The sequence below is a fragment of the Pseudomonas sp. SIMBA_068 genome, from assembly GCF_046534705.1.
Classification (GTDB): domain Bacteria; phylum Pseudomonadota; class Gammaproteobacteria; order Pseudomonadales; family Pseudomonadaceae; genus Aquipseudomonas; species Aquipseudomonas putida.
The window spans coordinates 1-272 of the sequence record NZ_JAWRYI010000498.1 but is presented as its reverse complement, the minus strand read 5'-3'; the positions used below and the strand labels follow the sequence as shown (position 1 = coordinate 272).

General features: G+C 59.6%; 1 protein-coding gene. It reads left to right on the top strand.

Going from position 1 to position 272, the window contains the following annotated elements:
- Nucleotides 1-272 (top strand): chorismate-binding protein (locus tag SB756_RS30120; RefSeq protein ID WP_410913242.1); only part of this gene is annotated, 272 nt, incomplete at both ends.

Genomic DNA, 272 nt, shown 5'->3' with positions numbered 1-272 from the left:
GGCGGCTCGATTACCGGTGCGCCCAAGATTCGCGCGATGGAGATTATTGATGAACTGGAGCCGCAGCGGCGCAATGCCTGGTGCGGCAGCATCGGTTATCTCAGCCTGTGTGGCCGGATGGATACCAGCATCACCATTCGCACGCTGATCGCTGAAGGTCAGCAGCTCTACTGTGCGGCGGGCGGCGGGCTTGTTGCAGACAGCGATCCCGAAGCGGAGTATCAGGAAACACTCGACAAAGTCAGCCGGATCTTACCGGCACTGGAACAAAC